Source organism: Streptomyces sp. ALI-76-A, assembly GCF_030287445.1.
Classification (GTDB): Bacteria; Actinomycetota; Actinomycetes; order Streptomycetales; family Streptomycetaceae; genus Streptomyces.
In genome coordinates, this window is record NZ_JASVWB010000002.1 from 5,836,488 (window position 1) to 5,852,011 (window position 15,524).

Genomic DNA, 15,524 nt, shown 5'->3' on the forward strand with positions numbered 1-15,524 from the left:
TCGACGACGTGAGTCGTCCGCCGGCAAAGGCCCGGATCCTGAAAAGGATCCGGGCCTTTGTGGTGTGCGAACGCATGTGCCGACACGGTGGACGGCCGTGCCGCCGAGGGGAGTTGGGGGATCTGTGTTTGACTTGTCTCTCTGTGGGCATGTCGACAAAACGCTGTAGTGACCTCAATGGCTGCGGTATACCAGGTGTACCCAGGTTGCAGGTGGTGCGACGATGGACGTTATGGGGGACAAGGCAACTCTGTTCGAGACAGGGCGTTTTGTGCAACCTTCCGGGCAGGACGAGGTCGGGGAGGCAGCCGAGGATGCTGCCGAGGAGATCCGTCAGAGACTCGCCGCCGAGGCCGGCGACGTCGAGGCGATGAGCGTCCTCGGGGCCATGCTGCTGCGCCGCGGTGATCTCGACGGAGCCGAACCCCATCTGCGTGCCGCCACCGCGGCCGGCGACCGGGCCGCCGCCAACAACCTGGGAGTCCTTCTTCATCAGCGCGGGTACGCCGACGAGGCCGCCGGGTGGTGGCGGATCGCCGCCGTCGCCGGGTCCGCCGCGGCCGCGCACGCACTCGGGCGGCACCACCGTGAGCGGGGTGACGAGCCCGCCGCGGAGTACTGGCTGCGCCAGTCCGCCGAGCAGGGGCACGCGCTCGGCGCGTACGCGCTCGCCGATCTGCTGGAGCACCGCGGCGACGCCGGGGCCGAGCGGTGGATGCGGGCCGCGGCCGAGCGGGGGCACCGCGAGGCGGCGTACCGGCTGGCGCGCGCGCTCGATCGCAGGGCCGCGCACGAGGCGGAGGCGGTGGCGGACGCCGACGGCGGTGCCGCCGCGACGGAGGAGGCCGAGCAGTGGTACCGGCAGGCCGCCGCGCGCGGTCACCGGCGGGCCGCGCTGCACCTCGGCGCGATCCTGGAGAAGCGCGGCGAGCTCAAGGAGGCCGGGCGCTGGTACCTGACGTCCGCGAAGGACGGCGAGGCGCGGGCCGCGTGCGCGCTCGGATTCCTGCTGCGGGACGCCGGCGACACCGAGAGCGCCGCCGTGTGGTGGCTGCGGGCCGCCCAGGACGGCGACGGGAACGCGGCGAACGCGCTGGGCGCGCTGCACGCCGAACGCGGCGAGCCGCAGACCGCCGAGCGGTGGTACCGGGCCGCGATGGACGCCGGGGACGACAACGGGGCGTACAACCTCGGCCTGCTCTGCGCGGAGCAGGGGCGGACCGCGCAGGCGGAGCAGTGGTACCGGCGGGCCGCCTACGCCGGGCACCGGGAGGCGGCGAACGCGCTGGCGATCCTGCTGCTCCAGGGCGGGGACGCGACCGGGGCGGAGCCGTGGTTCTCCAAGGCCGCGGAGGCGGGGAGCGTGGACGCCGCGTTCAACCTGGGGATCCTGTTCGCCGGGCGGGGCGAGGAGCCGGTCGCGCTGCGCTGGTACGAGCGGGCGGCGTCCGCCGGGCACACCGAGGCGGCGTTGCAGGTCGGGATCGCGCGGCTGCGGGACGGGGACGAGCGAGAGGCGGAGCGGCATCTGCGGTGCGCGGCGGGGCGGGGGAGCGCCGAGGCCGCGTACCGGCTGGCCACCGTGCTGGACGCGCGGCGCCCGCCGCAGCCGGCGCACGAGCTCGGGGAGTCGGTGCACGAGAAGAGCGAGTGCGAGGAGTGGTACGAGCGGGCGGCGTCCCAGGGGCATCGGCGGGCACAGGTGCGGGTCGGGATGCTCGCGGCGGCCCGGGGAGACGTGGTCGAGGCGGCTCGGTGGTACCGGGAGGCGGCCGAGGCCGGGTCCCGCAACGGGGCGTTCAATCTGGGGCTGCTGCTCGCCCGGGAGGGGAGTGAGCCGGAGGCCGCGGTGTGGTGGACACGGGCGGCTGACGCCGGGCATGGGCGCGCGGCGTTGCGCCTCGCCCTCGTCTACGCGCGTCGGGGGGAGCTGGCGGAGGGACAGCGGTGGGCGGACCGGGCGGTGACGCTCGGGCCGGGGGAGGTCGCGGAGCGGGCGGCACGGTTGCGGGACGCGCTGCGGCAGGAACTGTCGGCGTGACGGCGTGCGGCGGTGCGGGAGGGGACGCCGTCCACGGTGCCGGTGATGGTGATGGTGCCCGTGTGGTGTCCCGCCTCGCCGCCCTCACCCGGTCCATCGGGGCGCTGCCCTTCGGCCCGACCCCGGGCAGCACGGAGAACTCAGGGCATGCGGTCCGGTCCCGGGTGCGGGAGCGTCGTGCTTGATCGCGCGGTTCCCCGCGCCCCTTCCGGGCGGGATTTGCCTCTGCCCGTGGTCTTGACGTAACGTTGCATTCATCGCCGCGGGGTGGAGCAGCTCGGTAGCTCGCTGGGCTCATAACCCAGAGGTCGCAGGTTCAAATCCTGTCCCCGCTACTGATGGCCGAGGGCCGGAATCCGAAAGGGTTTCGGTCCTCGGTCTTTTCGTGGCTACGTCCCCTGCGGCCGGTGGCCCACCGCCTCCTCGTACAGGGATCGGTCCACCGTCGTCCGTTCCGGGAGTGGGTCGTCCTCCGTCACGCCCTGCGCGCGGTAGGCGGACTGGAGGCGGTCCGTGGTGCCGGTGCGGATCTCCCAGTCCATGCGGAGGGACGGGGTCGACTCGAGGATCGCCTCGTCCGCCTTCAGGAGCTTGGCCAGGTAGGTGACGAAGGTCTCGTCCTTCTTGTAGTCGGACGCGAAGTACGTGTTGACCGTGCGGATGTACGCCCGCAGCAGGGCCACCCCCGCGTCCGCGTCGTCGTCCAGCAGGTTCGGGCCGTACAGCATGCCGCCCAGGGGCTCGCCGAGCGGCTGGCCGCCGAGGAAGGCGTAGCCCGGCTCGCCGTCGACCCTGCGCCAGACCGGGTCGAGGAGCCAGGCCGAGTCGACGCCCCCGTTCTGCAGGGCTGTGAGGACGTCGGCCGAGCCCAGTTGCTGGTACTGGATCCGGTCGAGGCCGCCGCCGTGTCGCTCCAGGGCCTTCTCCATCGGATACGCGATCACCGACCCCTTGCCGATCATCGTGCCCAGCTTCCGGCCGGCCATCGCCACCCGGTCAGCGCTCTCGTCGTCCTTCAGCCGAACCCACAGGCCGCTCCTCGACTTCGGGTCGGGCGAGAAGTTCCCCGCCACCCACCGGATGTCGAAGCCGCTCCGGACGCCGTTCATGACCGCCGCCTCCGGTGCCGCCCAGAGCGCGTCGATGTCGCCCTTGGCCAGGAGGGGGAGCGCGTCCGGCGTGGGCAGCACCTTCAGGGTGATGTCCAGGCCCTCCTTCTCGAACTCGCCCTTGTCCAGGGCGACCTGGAGGGGTGCCACGTACTCGGCGCTCAGGGTCCCGGTCGCGATCGTCAGCTTCTGGGGCTCGGGAAGCGGTTGCGCGGCGGGGGTTCCGGGGCGGCAGCGGGCCGGGGCGCGGGTGGGTGAGCGGTCCGTGGGAGGCGTCCAGGACGTCTCACCGCAGCCTTCCACCGGGCGGATCGTGCGCGTGCCCCGGTCCGCCTCCCGTTCCGCGTCCCCGGCCGACGGCGACGCGCAGGCCGCCGCCGACGCCAGCAGGGCACCGACGGCGATCACCGCGCCGTACGTCCGGCTCCTCATGACTGCCCCCGTCCGCGGTCCCTCGGTGCCCAGGGGGTGAGCAACCGGCCCACCAGCCGGATCAGTTCGGAGAAGAGCACGCCCAGTACGGCCACGCAGACGATGCCGACGAACATCACGTCGTTCTGGAACAGGGCGCGGGAGTCGAAGATCAGGTGGCCCAGACCGTTCGTCGCGGCGATCTGCTCGGAGGCGACGATCACCAGTACCGCCACGCCCGCCGCGATCCGCGCGCCCACCAGGACCTGCGGCAGCGAGGCCGGCAGCAGGACGTGGCGGAACATCTGCCAGGGTGAGGCGCCGAAGACCCGGCCCGCGTCGCGGTGGCCGGACGGGACCGCGATCACCGCCGACATCGTGGAGATCCAGACGAAGAAGAAGACCGTCGCCGCCACCAGGGCCACCTGGGGGCCCTCGCCGAGGCCGAACATGTTCAGGAAAACCGGGAGCAGGGCCAGTTTCGGTACGACGTACAGGGCGTCCAGGAGCGGTTCGAGGGCGGCTCGGACCAGGGAGAGGGAGCCCATGAGGAGGCCGAGCGCGTAGCCCGCCGCCGTGCCGAGCGCGTAGCCGGCCAGGACGCGTTTCAGGGTCGCCCACACGTCCGGCCACAGGTCGCCGGCCGCGGCCCGGTCCCAGCCGTCGGCGAGGATCGTGGACGGCGCCGGATAGACGCGGTCGTCGATCCAGGCCTGTCCGGCGGCCAGCTGCCAGAGCAGCACCAACGACAGCGGGACGGCCACCGCGAGCGACAGCTCCAGGGCCCGTCGGCGGCGGTGGGTGCGTACGGGATGGAGTTCCTGGGGGCCCGGGCGGCGGACCAGGACCGACTCGGGCCGGTCGGGCGCGACGGTGGTCATGCCGGCACCGCCTCCTTGCGCAGCAGCTCCCACAGTTCGCTCTTCAGGGCGGTGAACTCGGGAGCGGAGCGGATGTCGCCGGTGCGCGGGCGCGGGAACGGCGGGCGGTGTTCGGCGATGATCCGGCCCGGGCGGGCGGACATCACCAGCACGCGGTCGCCGAGCACGATCGCCTCTTCCAGGCTGTGGGTGATGAAGAGCGTGGTGGTGCGGGTGGTCTGCGTGAGTTCCAGCAGCTCGTCCTGGAGGATCATGCGGAGTTGGGCGTCGAGGGCGGCGAACGGTTCGTCCATGAGGAGGAGTTCGGGTTCGACCGCGAGCGCGCGGGCGATGGCCACGCGCTGGCGCATGCCGCCGGAGAGGGCAGCCGGGTAGGCGTGGGCGAAGTCGGCGAGGCCCATGCGGGTCAGCCACGTGTCGGCGCGGGCGTTCGCCTCGCGGCGCGGGACGCGCTGGACGTCCAGGCCGAAGCGGACGTTGGCGCGGACCGTCTTCCAGTCGTAGATGCCGTAGTCCTGGAAGATCATGGCCGCCGGGCGGGGGCCGGCCGTGCGGATCTCCAGCGTGCCCGTGCTCGGGCGGAGCAGGCCCGCGGCGATGCGCAGGAGCGTGGACTTGCCGCAGCCGGAGGGGCCGACCAGACAGACGAACTCGCCCGGGGCGACGGTGAGGCCGAGGGGGCCGAGGGCCTCGACGGCACGCGGTGCGCGGCCGAAGGTGCGGGTCAGCCCGGTGGCGTGGAGTTTGGGGTGCGGATCTCCCACGGTGGCTCCTCGCGGAGTGCGGTCCGAAGCGGGGGTGCCGCACGACGATATGACGGCCCGTCAGATACCGGAAGGCCGTACGCGCCGGAAAGCCCCGGCACTCATGGGTGCCGGGGCTCTCGGGAACGCTGGGAAGTTCTTACGCCGCCGCGCAGTTGGGGCACACGCCCCGGTACGTCACCTCGACGTCCGAGACGGTGAAGCCGAAGCGCTCCGTGTCGGGGAGGTCGGCCAGCGGATTGCCGGTCGGGTGGACGTCCCGGATGGCGCCGCACTGGGCGCAGACCAGGTGGTGGTGCGGCTGGTGTGCGTTGGGGTCGTACCGCTTGGCCCGCTGGTCCGTGGCGACCTCGAGCACCTCGCCGAGGGAGACCAGCTCGCCCAGGGTGTTGTAGACGGTCGCCCGGGAGATCTCGGGCAGCTTCGCGACAGCTCTGGCGTGGACCTCGTCGGCCGTCAGATGGACGTGTTCGCCGTCGAGGACCTCGGCCACGACGCGCCGCTGCGCGGTCATCCGCCATCCGCGTCCACGCAGCCGTTCCAGAAGGTCACTCATACGCACCAGCCTAACAGCAAGGTGGACCAGGTTGGGAACTGGTGTGACTTTGGATCTCAGCTTGACTTGGACTTTGTCCAATGTGATATCCGGCCTGGCGCTACAGCGGAGAACCTCCGTCAGGCCGGCGAAGACCGCGGCGAGCGGCTGGGGCCGGGGTCCGGGCCCTGCGCGGCTGGACGGACACCCGGCACTGGATCACTCGCCGTGGGCGGACGGGCCGGATCTCCCGCAGGGGGCCGGCCCGTCCGTGCGTTCAGGCCGGCACCCGCTGCTGTGCCGGAGTCCAGCAGCGGATGATGTCGCGGACCGAGACGATGCCGACGGGCTCGTCGCGGTCCAGCACGATCAGATGGCGGAAGCCGCCGTGCGTCATGGCGCCGGCCGCCTCGTCCAGGGTCCAGGCCGGGGTGGCGAAGACGACGTCGGTGGTGGTGTGGGCGTGGACGTACTCCGTGTCGGGGCTCTGGCCGAGGCCCACGGAGTCGAGGACGTCGCGTTCGGTGAGGATGCCGATGCCGCCGGCGTCGGGATCGAGGACCACGGCCGCGCCGACCCGGCGGGCGGACATCAGTGCGGCGGCCTGGCGGAGGGTGTGGGTGGGGCCGATGGTGAGGACGACCTTGCTCATGGCGTCGCGGACCAGCATGGGTTCCGAGTCACCTCCAACGAATGCGTCGGCCGGGTGGAGGCCTTCAGCCGCCGGCACCCGTTCAACGCTTCACAAGTTCACAAGTGAGGGTGCTCTCAGGGTGGCAGGCAAAGCGGAGACCAACAAGAGGGCGCACGCGGCGGATTGAGGGCCCCGGTCGGCGAGCGCGCCCCAAGGAGCCTCCCCGCAGGGCGAGCCCCCGGTGAGGAGCCCGCCCGTTTGGAGGGCGAGCCCCAGGAGGGACGGTCACCCCGCGCCAGGAGAGGCGAGACGCGCGGGTCCGGCCGCGAGCTGCCTCAGTAGCGCTCGTTGAGATAGCCCAGGAACTCGTCGTGGAGCAGGCCGTTCGACGCCGCCGCGTTGCCGCTGTGCGGGCCCGGGCGGCCGTCGAGGCCGGTGAAGGTGCCGCCCGCCTCCGTCACGACGATCGCGTTCGCGGCCATGTCCCAGAGCGACAGCTCGGGTTCGGCGCACAGGTCGACCGATCCCTCGGCGACCATCATGTACGGCCAGAAGTCGCCGTACGCGCGCGTGCGCCACACCTCGCGGGTCAGGTCCAGGAAGCCGCCCAGGCGGCCCTGGTCCTCCCAGCCGGTGAGCGAGGAGTACGCGAAGGAGGCGTCGGAGAGCTTCGAGACACGGGAGACGTGCAGCCGGGAGGCCGAGGTGAGGCTGCGGCCGGAGAAGGCGCCGTGCCCCTTCGCGGCCCACCAGCGGCGGCCCAGGGCGGGGGCTGAGACGACCCCCACGACGGGCTGGTAGCCGCCCTCCGCCGCCTCCATCAGGGAGATCAGGGTGGCCCAGACGGGAACGCCGCGGACGTAGTTCTTCGTGCCGTCGATGGGGTCGATGACCCAGCGCCGGGGACCGGTGCCCTCGATGCCGTACTCCTCGCCGAGGATGGCGTCACGCGGGCGGGCGCGCTGGAGCTGGCCGCGGATGAGCTCCTCCGCGGCCTTGTCCGCTTCGCTGACCGGGGTCATGTCCGGCTTCGTCTCGACCTTGAGGTCGAGGGCCTTGAAGCGGGCCATGGTCGCCGCGTCCGCCGCGTCCGCGAGGACGTGGGCGAGGCGGAGGTCGTCGTGGTAGTCGGGCATGGGGGAACGGTATCTGCCGTGGTGGGCGGGGGCCACAGGGGGCCTGGGTGGTCGTGGCGCCCGGGACGGCAGCGCGCTCCGGCCCGCCGCACGCGCTCCCGGGCACCCACGCGAACCCTTGACAGTGCCTCCGCGCGCGTCAAATCTGGGCGCAGAGCCGATCGCCCCGGGAGGCGACGATGCCTGCAGCGCGGGAATCCCTGCTGGACGCCGCTTACCGGGCGCTGGCGCGCCGGCCGTGGTCCGCCGTGCGGATGGTGGACGTGGCCGCCGCGGCCGGAGTGTCCCGGCAGACGCTGTACAACGAGTTCGGCAGCAAGGAGGGGCTCGCTCGCGCGCTTGTCCGCAGAGAGGCGGACGGCTATCTCCTGGGCGTCGAACGGGCGCTGACCGGACCCGGCGACGCCCGGGAGCGGCTGACCGCGACCGCCGAGTGGACCGCCTCCACCGCCCGGGAGAACGTGCTCGTCCGGGCCATGCTCACCGACTGCTGGAGCGAGCGGCTGCCCGCGCCGACGCTGAAGGCCGTGCCCTCCTCCTCGGCGGTCCCGGCGCAGCGCCGGGCGGACGGCCCGCTGCCGTCACCCGGCGACTTCGTGGCCCTCGTCCGGGACCGGGCCGTCGCCGTGCTCCTGGCGCCCGGCGCGCCCAGCTCGGAGGCCGCCGATCTGGTCCGCTGCTGCGAACTCGTCGTCCGGCTCGCGCTGTCCTGCGTGGCGGCACCGCCCGGCGAGGGCGGCGTGGCGGATCTCGTACGCAGCGCGCTGCCGCGACAGTTGACGTCCTGAGCGCCGCGGTGAGCCGCCGTGCCGGCTCCCGCCCGTCACGGACCTCTCAGGACAGAACACCTAGTGTGCCGACCCCGACAGCTGGAGCCCGATCACACCGATGATCACCAGGCTGATCGAGACGATCTTCAGCGTGGAGACGAGGTCGCCGAGGAAGATCATGCCGTAGATCGCGGTACCCGCCGCGCCGATGCCCGTCCACACCGCGTACGCCGGGCCCACGTCGAGCTTCTTCAGGGACAGGGTCAGCAGACCGAAGCTGCCGAGGGCGAAGACGCAGAACGCGATGGTCGGCCAGAGTCTGGTGAAGCCGTGCGACAACTTCAGGCAGACGGCGAAGCCGGTCTCCAGGAACCCCGCCACAACGACCAGCAGCCACGCCATGTGCTGTCCTCCCGTACGTCCACGTGTCCCAGCGTCTTGTGACGGCTTCGTCTGGCTCTGGTCGGGCCTGGATCCGGCTTGCGATTATGCCCTTACCGGGCCCGCCCCGGGACAAACAACGCGGAGGTCAGTCGCCTTCCTTCCGCTCCCTCGTGGACAGCAGCCGGCGCAGGGAGTACAGCCGGGCCGGGTCCGCGTGGCCCTCGGCCACCCACGCGTCCAGCGCGCAGTCCGGCTCGTCGTGGCTGCACGCGCGCGGGCAGCCCTCGGTACCCGGCTCCAGGTCGGGGAAGGCGTTGATCACGCGGGACGGGTCCACGTGGTGCAGGCCGAACGACCGGACGCCCGGGGTGTCGACGACCCAGCCCGCGTCCCCCGCCAGCGGCAGCGCCAGTGCGGAGGTCGTGGTGTGCCGGCCCCGGCCCGTGACCGCGTTGACGTGGCCGGTCGACCGGCGCTGCTCCAGCGGGACCAGCGCGTTGACCAGCGTCGTCTTGCCGACGCCCGAGTGGCCGACGAACGCGGTGATCTTCCCGTCGAGCTGCTCGCGCACCCGGGCCACCGCCGTGCCGTTCTCCAGCTCCTCGCGGCTGGTGACGACGTGGGGGATGTCCAGGTGGCCGTACAGCTCCAGCAGTTTGTCGGGTGAGGCGAGGTCCGACTTCGTCATGACCAGGAGCGGGTCCAGGCCGGCGTCGAAGGCCGCGACCAGGCAGCGGTCGATCAGGCGCGGACGGGGCTCCGGGTCGGCCAGGGCCGTGACGATGGCGAGCTGGTCGGCGTTGGCGACGACCACGCGCTCGTACGGATCGTCGTCGTCCGCCGTGCGGCGCAGGACCGACGTGCGCTCCGCGATGCGGACGATGCGGGCGAGGGTGTCCTTCTGGCCGGTCAGGTCGCCGACGATGGCCACCCGGTCGCCGACCACCGCGGCTTTGCGGCCGAGTTCGCGGGCCTTCATCGCCATCACGATCCGGTCGTCGACGAGACAGGTCAGCCGGCCCCGGTCGACGGTGAGGACCATGCCCTCGACCGCGTCCTCGTGCTTGGGCCGGGTGTGCGTCCGGGGCCGGTTGCCCTTGCGGTTCGGCCGGGAACGGATGTCGTCCTCGTCGGTGTGCTTGCCGTAGCGGCGCATGGATACGTCCCTACGCCCCGAGCATCCCGGTCCACAGATCGGGAAAGTCCGGCAGGGTCTTCGCCGTCGTCGCCACGTTCTCGATCTGCACGCCCTCGACCGCCAGGCCGATGATCGCGCCGGCCGTCGCCATGCGGTGGTCCTCGTAGGTGTGGAAGATCCCGCCGTGCAGCCGGCGCGGACGGATGTGCAGGCCGTCGGCGGACTCGGTGACGTCACCGCCGAGTTCGTTGATCTCCTTGGTGAGCGCGGCCAGCCGGTCCGTCTCGTGCAGCCGCAGATGGGCCACGCCCCGCAGCGTGGACGGGGAGTCCGCGAGGGCGGCCACCGCCGCGATGCCCGGGGTCAGCTCGCCGACCTCGCTCAGGTCCACGTCGATGCCGTGGACCGTGCCCGAGCCGGTGAACTCCAGACCGTACTCGGTCAGTTCGCAGGAACCGCCCATCTCGGTGAAGATCTCGCGCAGCCGGTCACCGGGCTGGGTGGTGCGGGCCGGCCAGTCCGGGACGACCACCTTGCCGCCGGTCACCAGGGCCGCCGCCAGGAACGGCTGGGCGTTGGACAGGTCCGGCTCGATCGTCAGGTCCCGGCCCAGCAGGGCGCCCGGGGTGACCCGCCAGACGTTCGGCTCGCCGCCCGACTCCGGGGTGTCCACCTGGGCGCCGACCGCGCGCAGCATGTCGACCGTCATGCGGATGTGCGGCATGGAGGGGAGCGTGGAGCCGGTGTGGCGGACCTCCACGCCCTGGTTGAAGCGCGGGCCGGACAGCAGGAGAGCGCTGACGAACTGGGACGAGGAGGACGCGTCGATCTCCACCGGGCCGCCGTCCAGGGCACCTCCGCCGTGGACCGTCAGCGGCAGCGCGCCGCGGCCGTCGTCGTCGATCCGGGCGCCCAGGACGCGCAGGGCGTCGATCACACCGTGCAGCGGACGCTCGTACGCCCTCGGATCGCCGTCGAAGCGGATGGGACCGTCGGCGAGGGCGGCGACCGGCGGCAGGAAGCGCATCACCGTGCCGGCGTTGCCGACGTCGACCGTGGCCGGGCCGCGCAGGCCCGCCGGCAGCACCCGCCAGGTCTCGCCCGTGCCGTCCGGGCCCACGCCCTCCTCGATGCCGACGCCCAGCTCGCGCAGCGCGGCGGCCATCAGCAGCGTGTCCCGGGAGCGCAGCGGGCGGCGCAGCCAGCCCGGCTCGGAGGCGAGGGAGGCCAGTACCAGGGCACGGTTGGTGACCGACTTGGACCCGGGCACGTGGACCGTCGCGTGGACGGCTCCGCTCGCGTGCGGGGCGGGCCAGAGGCCGGTGTGTGCGGGGTTAACGGTCATGCCTCCACTTTAGTGGCTGGGCGGGGGCGGGGATCTTGATCAGAGAGGCGGAACCGGAGCCGTGACGCGACCGGAAGCATGCCACGCATATATGCGCCTGGCTCCGGCCACGCCGCGACGGGGCCGGAGCGGACCCGGGATCCGAGCGCTCCCGGGGCGAGCGGGCCGACCGGTTTCCGCGGTGTCGATTCCGGGTTATTCAATTCCTTCGGGACAAATGGAAACCGCCTTACGGAATTCCCGCGGCCACGCTAAGATCATCTCCGCATCGCCTCAGAGATTCGGAGTCCTCCGTGCCTTCCCTGCGTCGCACCTTCATCGCCGCACTTCCCGTCGTGGCGGCTTTCGCCACCGTTCTGCCCACGTCCACGGCGGCCAGCGCCTCGGCCGGCATATCGTGTACGGCCACGAATTGCGCGCGTTTCTTCTACAACAGCAACCGGCAGGGTTCCTCGACCTACTTCAACGCCGACAACGTCCCGGACTTCGCCGGCTACACCTTCCTGACCTCGGGGACCGGCAAGGGTGTGAGTGTCAAGAACAACGCCGCCAGCGCCCTGAACGACTCGCCCAACCTCATGACCGTGTACTACAACAGCAACTACGGCGGGGCGTGCGACACCCTGTCGGCCTACGCCATCGCCGACCAGCTGCACTACACGTACAACGAGAACGCGTCGTTCCGCTGGAACGCGACCCGGTCCGACTGCTACGACTTCTAGTCGACCGAACTGATTTCATCGACAAAGGCCCTGCGCACATATCGCGCAGGGCCTTTGTCCGGTGCATATCTCCGTAGTATCCGGTGGGCGTCACACTTCCAGCAGCCAGCGGCCGCCGCCTATCAGCGAGCACAGCGACACCGCGTGGAAAAGGAACAGCCACAGTCCCGCCGGCACATGCGTCAGACGTGACAACTGGTCCGCGTCCGAGTCGCCCGCGCCGCCGCGGGAGCGCTTGGCCTGGAGTTCGAAGGCCGGACGCACCCCGCCGAGCAGCAGGAACCACACCACCGCGTACGCGAACGCCGCCTGCACCTGCGGACCGGCCAGCCAGGACACCACCACGAACGTGCCGCCCGTGAGGACCACGGTGAGCGCGCCGTAGGCGTTGCGGATCATCACCAGCATGGCCACCAGCAGGACCGTCGCCAGCCACAGCAGCGCGGTGATGTGACCGGCGCCGAGCAGGGCGGCGCCGCCGAGGCCGAGCAGCGGGGGCGCGGTGTAGCCGGCGGCCGCGGTGAGGATCATGCCGATGCCGTGCGGCTTGCCGCGGCTGACGGTCAGGCCGCTGGTGTCGGAGTGCAGCCGTATGCCGGTCAGGGTGCGGCCGGTGAGGAGCGCGACCAGGCCGTGGCCGCCCTCGTGCGCGATGGTGATGGCGTTGCGGGACAGGCGCCACAGTCCGTGCGGGACGACCACGGCGAGCGCGGCGGCCAGGGTCGCGAGGACCACCCACAGGTCGGGGTCGGGCTGGCCGCCGAAGATCTCGTCCCAGAGGGAGGCGAGCGAGTCGGATGCGGTGGTGTGCATGTTCGGCAGTGGCTCCCGTAGCTCTCGTCGAATCTGGCAGTCTGGCACGTATGTGCGGACGGTATGCAGCGAGTCGTGGGCCCGAGGATCTCGCGGGAATCTTTGAGATCGAGAAGTGGGAACCCGAGGAGACCCTGGAGCCCGACTACAACGTGGCCCCCACCAAAGAGGTCTACGCCGTCCTCGACCGTCCGGTGAGAGACGCGGACGACCCGCGGCCGGTTCGGCAGCTGCGGAAGCTGAAGTGGGGCCTGGTGCCGAGCTGGTCCAAGACCCCCGAGGGCGCGGCCCGCATGATCAACGCGCGTGCGGAGACGGTGCACGAGAAGCCGTCGTACCGGCGGGCGTTCGCCGCCCGGCGCTGTGTCATCCCCGCCGACGGCTACTACGAGTGGGTCACCGGCGAGCAGGAGCGGGATCTGGAGGTCGAGGGGAGGAGGAAGCGGCCGCGCAAGCAGCCGTACTTCGTGCTCCCCGCCGACGGGTCCGTGTTCGCGATGGCCGGGCTGTACGAGTTCTGGCGGGACCGGACCCTGCCCGACGACCACCCCCGGGCCTGGTGGGCGACCTGCTCCGTGCTCACCACGGAGGCCGAGACGGGTCCGCTCGGGGTGGCGCCCGAGGAGGGACCGCGCTCGCTGGCCGAGATCCACCCCCGGATGCCGCTGATGCTCACCCCGGACCGCTGGGACGCGTGGCTGGACCCCTCCCGTACGGACCCCGACGAACTGCGCCCGCTGCTCGCCCCGCCGCCCGAGGGGCTGATGCGGGCGTACCCGGTGACCACCGCGGTCAGCAACGTCCGCAACAACGGACCGGAGCTGCTGAAGGAGCTGGAGGGGCCCGAGGAGGGCACACTCTTCTGACGTGACGCAGATCATCGAGACGGACGCGGGTGCGGCCCGCGTCACGTGGCACGAGGCGCAGCGGGCGCGGCTGGTCCTGGCGGTGAGCCACGGCGCCGGCGGCGGCGTCGAGGCCCGCGACCTCCAGGCACTCGCCCGGGTACTGCCGGGGCACGGGGTGACCGTCGCCCTCGTCGAGCAGCCCTGGCGGGTGGCCGGCAAGAAGCTGGCGCCGGCACCGAAGACGCTGGACGTGGGCTGGCGGGGCGTCTGGCCCGCGCTCGCCGGCCCTGGCCTGCCGGTGATCTCCGGCGGCCGCAGCGCGGGGGCGCGGGTGGCCTGCCGGACGGCCGCCGAGCTGGGCGCGCACGCCGTGCTGGCGCTCGGCTTCCCGCTGCACCCGCCGGGCAGGCCGGAGAAGTCCCGTGCCGCGGAGCTGCTGGGCGCCGGCGTGCCCACGCTCGTCGTGCAAGGGGGCAACGACCCGTTCGGCAGGCCGGAGGAGTTCCCCGAGGGGACGTACGAACTGGTCGAGGTGCCGAACGGCGATCACGGCTTCGCGGTCCCCAAGCGCGGTGCGATCACGCAGGACCAGGCCCTCGCCGTCCTCACCGGGGGAGTGGTGGAGTGGGCCCTGTCACTGGGGTAAAGGTTCGGGAATGCCGCGGACCGGGCCCGGTGTTGTGGCGGACAGAAGTGCTGAGACGCCGGCACCGATGTCGTAGGAGAGGAAGTCCGCCGCATGGGTTCGACCTTCTGCCCGCCCGCCTCGCACCACCACCCTGTGGACGGGCTGCGCCCGGCAGAGTTTGATTCGAGCCGCAGCAGCCGTGCCGACCTGGACTGGACGGTGCTGCACGCGGCGAAGACGGCCCCTGTTCGGGCGGCGGGCGGACCGGGTCGTCGTCTATCCTCCGATTCTGGCGGGACCGGTCTCGGTCTCGTCCGGAATCTTGAGGAGGTGGGTCCGGTCACCGGTACCGACGCAGGGACCGAACACGGCCAGGCGGAGCAGCCCGAGGGCCAGGGCAGCAGGGACACGGAGTCGACCGCCGAGCGCACCGCGCGCTTCGAGCGGGACGCGCTCGAGTTCCTCGACCAGATGTACTCGGCCGCGCTGCGCATGACGCGCAACCCGGCCGACGCCGAGGACCTGGTGCAGGAGACGTACGCCAAGGCGTACGCGTCCTTCCACCAGTTCCGTGAGGGGACCAACCTCAAGGCGTGGCTGTACCGCATCCTCACGAACACCTTCATCAACTCGTACCGCAAGAAGCAGCGCGAGCCCCAGCGCTCCGCGGCCGAGGAGATCGAGGACTGGCAGCTGGCCCGCGCCGAGTCGCACATGTCGACCGGTCTGCGCTCCGCGGAGTCGCAGGCGCTCGACCACCTGCCCGACTCGGACGTGAAGGAAGCACTTCAGGCGATCCCCGAGGAGTTCCGCATCGCCGTCTATCTGGCGGATGTCGAGGGCTTTGCGTACAAGGAGATCGCGGACATCATGGGGACACCCATCGGAACGGTGATGTCCCGGCTGCACCGGGGCCGCCGTCAACTGCGCGGCATGCTCGAGGACTACGCCCGTGAGCGCGGGCTGGTCCCGGCGGGCGCCGGAGAGTCGAACGAAGCGAAAGGCTCGGGCTCATGAGCTGCGGAGAGCCGCACGAGACGGACTGCGGTGAGGTACTCGATCATCTGTACGAGTTCCTCGACAGTGAGATGCCGGACGTCGATCGCGACAAGTTCAAGCAGCACTTCAAGGAGTGCTCGCCGTGCCTGGAGAAGTACGGCCTCGAACAGGCCGTGAAGAAGCTGGTCAAGCGGTGCTGCGGGCATGACGACGTGCCGAGCGACCTGCGTGCCAAGGTCCTGGGGCGGCTCGATCTGATCCGCTCCGGGCAGGCCGTGCCCGAGCACGACGTCACGGCGACCCCGCAGGAGTCCTGAACTCCCTCCCGGGGACTCGCTCCTGGGGACTGGCTCCTGGCGCGGGCAG

At 71.9% G+C, this 15,524-nt stretch carries 17 protein-coding genes and 1 tRNA gene; 8 read left to right on the forward strand and 10 right to left on the reverse strand.

Annotated features, from left to right (window positions below):
• The first annotated feature begins 223 nt into the window (after positions 1-223).
• Both QQS16_RS27185 and QQS16_RS27190 read left to right on the forward strand, forming a co-directional pair.
• A complete protein-coding gene (locus QQS16_RS27185; RefSeq protein WP_286064628.1) occupies positions 224-2,041 on the forward strand; it encodes a tetratricopeptide repeat protein in 1,818 nt (605 codons plus the stop codon).
• 261 nt (positions 2,042-2,302) lie between these two features.
• Positions 2,303-2,376, forward strand: a tRNA-Met gene (locus QQS16_RS27190).
• 54 nt (positions 2,377-2,430) lie between these two features.
• Here the strand turns inward: QQS16_RS27190 and QQS16_RS27195 are convergent.
• The 6 genes from QQS16_RS27195 to hisN form a co-directional block, all read right to left on the reverse strand.
• A complete protein-coding gene (locus tag QQS16_RS27195) occupies positions 2,431-3,582 on the reverse strand; it encodes an ABC transporter substrate-binding protein (RefSeq protein ID WP_286064629.1) in 1,152 nt (383 codons plus the stop codon).
• Positions 3,579-4,442 carry an ABC transporter permease gene (locus QQS16_RS27200; RefSeq protein ID WP_286064631.1) on the reverse strand — a complete coding sequence of 288 codons (864 nt, stop codon included), beginning with the start codon at positions 4,440-4,442 and terminating at the stop codon, positions 3,579-3,581. The genes QQS16_RS27195 and QQS16_RS27200 overlap by 4 nt, the downstream gene beginning before the upstream one ends.
• The gene (locus QQS16_RS27205) at positions 4,439-5,206 is read right to left on the reverse strand and encodes an ABC transporter ATP-binding protein (RefSeq protein ID WP_286064634.1); all 768 of its coding nucleotides are present in this window, start codon (positions 5,204-5,206) and stop codon (positions 4,439-4,441) included. The genes QQS16_RS27200 and QQS16_RS27205 overlap by 4 nt, the downstream gene beginning before the upstream one ends.
• 139 nt (positions 5,207-5,345) lie before the next feature.
• Positions 5,346-5,762, reverse strand: coding sequence for a Fur family transcriptional regulator (locus tag QQS16_RS27210; RefSeq protein ID WP_286064636.1), 417 nt, complete (start codon positions 5,760-5,762; stop codon positions 5,346-5,348).
• 256 nt (positions 5,763-6,018) lie between these two features.
• Positions 6,019-6,411, reverse strand: a complete 393-nt coding sequence (locus QQS16_RS27215) for a CBS domain-containing protein (RefSeq protein ID WP_286064638.1) — start codon at positions 6,409-6,411, stop codon at positions 6,019-6,021.
• A 299-nt stretch (positions 6,412-6,710) separates the two neighbouring features.
• A complete protein-coding gene (gene hisN / locus QQS16_RS27220; protein ID WP_286064639.1) occupies positions 6,711-7,511 on the reverse strand; it encodes a histidinol-phosphatase in 801 nt (266 codons plus the stop codon).
• A 179-nt stretch (positions 7,512-7,690) separates the two neighbouring features.
• Here hisN and QQS16_RS27225 point away from each other — a divergent pair, with 179 nt between their 5' ends.
• Positions 7,691-8,299, forward strand: a complete 609-nt coding sequence (locus tag QQS16_RS27225; protein WP_286064641.1) for a TetR/AcrR family transcriptional regulator — start codon at positions 7,691-7,693, stop codon at positions 8,297-8,299.
• A 60-nt stretch (positions 8,300-8,359) separates the two neighbouring features.
• Here QQS16_RS27225 and QQS16_RS27230 read toward each other — a convergent pair whose 3' ends face one another.
• The 3 genes from QQS16_RS27230 to aroA form a co-directional block, all read right to left on the reverse strand.
• A complete protein-coding gene (locus tag QQS16_RS27230) occupies positions 8,360-8,683 on the reverse strand; it encodes a DMT family transporter (protein WP_286064642.1) in 324 nt (107 codons plus the stop codon).
• A 127-nt stretch (positions 8,684-8,810) separates the two neighbouring features.
• A complete protein-coding gene (gene rsgA, locus QQS16_RS27235; RefSeq protein WP_286064644.1) occupies positions 8,811-9,821 on the reverse strand; it encodes a ribosome small subunit-dependent GTPase A in 1,011 nt (336 codons plus the stop codon).
• Between the two features lie 10 nt (positions 9,822-9,831).
• On the reverse strand, positions 9,832-11,148 hold the full coding sequence (aroA, locus tag QQS16_RS27240) for a 3-phosphoshikimate 1-carboxyvinyltransferase (protein ID WP_286064646.1): 1,317 nt from the start codon (positions 11,146-11,148) through the stop codon (positions 9,832-9,834).
• 293 nt (positions 11,149-11,441) lie between these two features.
• On the opposite strand from aroA, the gene QQS16_RS27245 reads away from it, so the two are divergent.
• Positions 11,442-11,870: a peptidase inhibitor family I36 protein gene (locus QQS16_RS27245; protein WP_286064648.1), complete on the forward strand. Its 429-nt coding sequence runs from the start codon at positions 11,442-11,444 to the stop codon at positions 11,868-11,870.
• Between the two features lie 90 nt (positions 11,871-11,960).
• Here QQS16_RS27245 and QQS16_RS27250 read toward each other — a convergent pair whose 3' ends face one another.
• On the reverse strand, positions 11,961-12,683 hold the full coding sequence (locus QQS16_RS27250) for a M50 family metallopeptidase (RefSeq protein WP_286064650.1): 723 nt from the start codon (positions 12,681-12,683) through the stop codon (positions 11,961-11,963).
• Positions 12,684-12,733: 50 nt separating this feature from the next.
• Between QQS16_RS27250 and QQS16_RS27255 the strand changes: the two genes are divergently transcribed.
• The 4 genes from QQS16_RS27255 to rsrA all read left to right on the forward strand — a co-directional run bounded on the left by QQS16_RS27255 (position 12,734) and on the right by rsrA (position 15,475).
• Positions 12,734-13,549: an SOS response-associated peptidase gene (locus QQS16_RS27255; RefSeq protein WP_286064651.1), complete on the forward strand. Its 816-nt coding sequence runs from the start codon at positions 12,734-12,736 to the stop codon at positions 13,547-13,549.
• Position 13,550: 1 nt separating this feature from the next.
• Positions 13,551-14,177 carry an alpha/beta hydrolase family protein gene (locus tag QQS16_RS27260; protein ID WP_286064653.1) on the forward strand — a complete coding sequence of 209 codons (627 nt, stop codon included), beginning with the start codon at positions 13,551-13,553 and terminating at the stop codon, positions 14,175-14,177.
• 312 nt (positions 14,178-14,489) lie between these two features.
• Positions 14,490-15,176, forward strand: a complete 687-nt coding sequence (gene sigR / locus QQS16_RS27265) for an RNA polymerase sigma factor SigR (RefSeq protein WP_286064654.1) — start codon at positions 14,490-14,492, stop codon at positions 15,174-15,176.
• A complete protein-coding gene (rsrA, locus tag QQS16_RS27270; RefSeq protein ID WP_286064656.1) occupies positions 15,173-15,475 on the forward strand; it encodes a mycothiol system anti-sigma-R factor in 303 nt (100 codons plus the stop codon). The genes sigR and rsrA overlap by 4 nt, the downstream gene beginning before the upstream one ends.
• Positions 15,476-15,524: the final 49 nt, after the last annotated feature.

Excerpts from the sequence above, each read along its gene's own strand:
- rsgA (WP_286064644.1), bottom strand. The coding sequence starts at position 9,821 with ATGCGCCGCTACGGCAAGCACACCGACGAGGACGACATCCGTTCCCGG.
- QQS16_RS27200 (WP_286064631.1), bottom strand. The coding sequence starts at position 4,442 with ATGACCACCGTCGCGCCCGACCGGCCCGAGTCGGTCCTGGTCCGCCGC.
- QQS16_RS27210 (WP_286064636.1), bottom strand. The coding sequence starts at position 5,762 with ATGAGTGACCTTCTGGAACGGCTGCGTGGACGCGGATGGCGGATGACC.
- QQS16_RS27225 (WP_286064641.1), top strand. The coding sequence starts at position 7,691 with ATGCCTGCAGCGCGGGAATCCCTGCTGGACGCCGCTTACCGGGCGCTG.
- QQS16_RS27215 (WP_286064638.1), bottom strand. The coding sequence starts at position 6,411 with ATGCTGGTCCGCGACGCCATGAGCAAGGTCGTCCTCACCATCGGCCCC.
- hisN (WP_286064639.1), bottom strand. The coding sequence starts at position 7,511 with ATGCCCGACTACCACGACGACCTCCGCCTCGCCCACGTCCTCGCGGAC.
- QQS16_RS27195 (WP_286064629.1), bottom strand. The coding sequence starts at position 3,582 with ATGAGGAGCCGGACGTACGGCGCGGTGATCGCCGTCGGTGCCCTGCTG.
- QQS16_RS27185 (WP_286064628.1), top strand. The coding sequence starts at position 224 with ATGGACGTTATGGGGGACAAGGCAACTCTGTTCGAGACAGGGCGTTTT.
- QQS16_RS27230 (WP_286064642.1), bottom strand. The coding sequence starts at position 8,683 with ATGGCGTGGCTGCTGGTCGTTGTGGCGGGGTTCCTGGAGACCGGCTTC.
- aroA (WP_286064646.1), bottom strand. The coding sequence starts at position 11,148 with ATGACCGTTAACCCCGCACACACCGGCCTCTGGCCCGCCCCGCACGCG.
- rsrA (WP_286064656.1), top strand. The coding sequence starts at position 15,173 with ATGAGCTGCGGAGAGCCGCACGAGACGGACTGCGGTGAGGTACTCGAT.
- QQS16_RS27250 (WP_286064650.1), bottom strand. The coding sequence starts at position 12,683 with ATGCACACCACCGCATCCGACTCGCTCGCCTCCCTCTGGGACGAGATC.
- QQS16_RS27255 (WP_286064651.1), top strand. The coding sequence starts at position 12,734 with ATGTGCGGACGGTATGCAGCGAGTCGTGGGCCCGAGGATCTCGCGGGA.